We start from the raw sequence: 2795 nt of genomic DNA, 5'->3' as shown, positions 1-2795 counted from the left end.
AATCTGCAACGAATGAACCACGGTCGATATCATTGGTGAACAGAACATTAAACTGCTTCACGCCGCCTTCTGCAATTTTCACCATGACTTCATGGCTCAATACGGTATTTGCAGCAATCACGTCGCCTTTGGTTTTTGCCGAAGTGCGTGAATATCAGCTTGTTATTGATGAAGCAGTGGTCAGCCCAACTGGAAAGCCTGTAAAGCGCATTACCGTAAATGGTCAATTTCCTGCGCCTTTGCTTGAGTTTGAAGAGGGTGATGAAGCCATCATTCGCGTGAAAAATAATTTAAAAAACCAAGATTCTTCTATTCATTGGCACGGACTGTTGTTGCCGGGCATTATGGATGGTGTACCAGGATTTAATGGTTTTAACGGTATTAAGCCTCAAAGCGAGTATGTTTATAAATTCAAGATTCGCCAAAGCGGGACTTATTGGTATCACGCTCATTCTAAAGGACAGGAACAAGACGGCTTATATGGTTCTTTTGTGATTTATCCAAAAGGTAAAACACCATTGGCAGCACATGAAAAAGCTGAACGTGACTATGTGGTGATGTTGTCAGATTTTCATGAAAAAACCAGTGATCAAATTCAGAAAGATCTTAAAATTTCAGCTGAATATTATCAAGATCAGCGTGAAACCTTGGGTGATGTTTGGAAGCAGGTTAAACGTGATGGCATAAAAGCGACATGGTCTGACCGCAAAATGTGGAATCAGATGCGTATGCTAAAAACCGACATGTCGGATGTTACAGGTTATACCTTCCTCATTAATGGCAAAACACCTGAACAAAATTGGACAGGAATGTTTAAACCGAATGAAAAAATTCGCCTACGTTTTGTGAATGCATCTGCGATGTCTTTCTACGATGTCCGTATTCCTAACTTGAAAATGACTGTGGTTAGTGCTGATGGTCAGCCTGTGAAACCCATTTCTGTAGATGAATTCCGTATTGGTACGGCTGAAACTTATGATGTGATTGTGGAGCCAAAAGGTGGACATTATCAAATTGAAGCTGAGTCAATTGACCGTTCAGGTTATGCGATTGGTACGCTACACAATGAACTAAATCCTGTGACACACGGCATTCATATGCCTCAGCCACGTCCACGCTCGCTTTTGACTATGGAAGATATGGGACATGGTGGTGGTGATCATTCAGGAATGGATCATTCGAAAATGAACCATGGCGATATGAAAGGCACGGATCATTCACAGCATAGCGCAGTAAAACCGACTATGGAAGATATGGGACATGGTGGTGGTGATCATTCAGGAATGGATCATTCGAAAATGAACCATGGCGATATGAAAGGCACGGATCATTCACAGCATAGCGCAGTAAAACCGCAAAAAAATGATCAAGTGGTTTATGGTTGGGCAAATGCCTCTACACCTGCAGGTAATAAAGCCTTGCAATATAGCGATTTAAAATCATTAGAGCCGCAAAAAGATACTCGTGAAGCCAGCAGTGAATTGGTCGTGCGTTTGGGCGGTACTATGGAACGTTATATTTGGACCATTAACGGTAAAAAATTTAGTGATGCTGAGCCGTTAAAAGTGAAATATGGCGAGCGTATCCGTATCAAATTTATTAATGACAGTATGATGGCGCACCCGATGCATTTACACGGTATGTTTATGCAGTTGGAGAATGGTCAAGAGTCGGTAGATATGCCAAATAAACACACATTGATCGTACCACCGGGTAAAACAGTTACGGCTTTATTAACTGCGGATGAATTGGGTGAATGGGCAATCCATTGTCATTTGTTGTATCACATGAGTGCGGGGATGATGAACAAGTTAATCGTGGCGAATGTTAGCGATGAACAAGTATCTACAATGCCAATTCAAGGTACAAATTCGACTCAAACTCAACAAGTAACTGAGCAAAAAGGAGCTGAACATGCACATCACTAATTTTGTATTGAAAGCGATTTTTTCTGTTGCGGTATTGAGTTTAACGACCTTAAGTGTGGCGCACGAAGGGCATCATTCAACGACTCAGAATAATGGGAAAAATATGCCATCAATGAATCATCAAGCCATGTCTGAGATGAATCATTCACAACATTCTGCACAAGAGCATGCACAACACATGCAGATGATGGGGAAAATGAACCATGGTCAGATGAATCATGCACAACATCAGGCAACATCTACGGTTAATCATTTACATCATGTACCAGATGCGAATACTCAGCAGAGTTCGCATTATGATCATCGCTCAGAACACGGTGCGCAAATTTATGCGATTACGACGGTGGATAATAAGTGGTTTGTCAATGAAGATGGCACAGGCGGTTTAAAGTCAGAGTTTGAAACCCGTATTGGCACAGATGAAAATAAGGTTTTTATTAAAGTTCATGCCGATAAAGAAGAATCGCATGATGCACATTATGATGCCAAACTTTTATATAGCCGTATGATTTCAGACTTTTGGGATGCACAGATTGGTGCACGTTATCGCAGTGAAAAAGTTGAACTCGATGATCATCGCAAAGACACCGAAGAAAATGTTGATGCAGTGATTGGCTTACATGGTATGGCACCATATTTCTTTGAAACTGATGCTTATCTCTATGCAGGAGAAGACAGTTATGCGGGTTTTAGTCTAGAAACGGAACGTGATTTTCTGATTACGCAAAAGTTGATTATTCAAACTTATTTAGAGTTGGATGCGATCTTTAGTGATGACTCTAAATATGCGAAAAAAACTGGTTTAAGCAGTGCAACCGCAGGGCTTGAAACTCGCTATGAAATCAGTAAAAAGATCATGCCGTATAT

2 protein-coding genes are annotated in these 2795 nt (G+C 41.0%); both read left to right on the top strand.

What is annotated here, in order from left to right:
• The first annotated feature begins 83 nt into the window (after positions 1–83).
• Entirely contained in the window at positions 84–1928 is a 1845-nt protein-coding gene (locus FTV48_RS14420) for a copper resistance system multicopper oxidase (protein ID WP_180000752.1), read from the top strand.
• On the top strand, positions 1915–2795 hold an 881-nt coding region (locus FTV48_RS14415; protein ID WP_180000751.1), incomplete at its 3' end, for a copper resistance protein B. The genes FTV48_RS14420 and FTV48_RS14415, both read left to right, overlap by 14 nt.

The organism is Acinetobacter sp. YH18001 (assembly GCF_013416975.1).
GTDB lineage: Bacteria > Pseudomonadota > Gammaproteobacteria > Pseudomonadales > Moraxellaceae > Acinetobacter > Acinetobacter pseudolwoffii.
The sequence above is the reverse complement of the archived record's forward strand: the minus strand, read 5'-3'. Positions and strand labels throughout refer to the sequence as shown.

Coding starts and splice junctions, on each gene's coding strand:
- FTV48_RS14420 (WP_180000752.1), top strand. CDS start 84: ATGACTTCATGGCTCAATACGGTATTTGCAGCAATCACGTCGCCTTTG.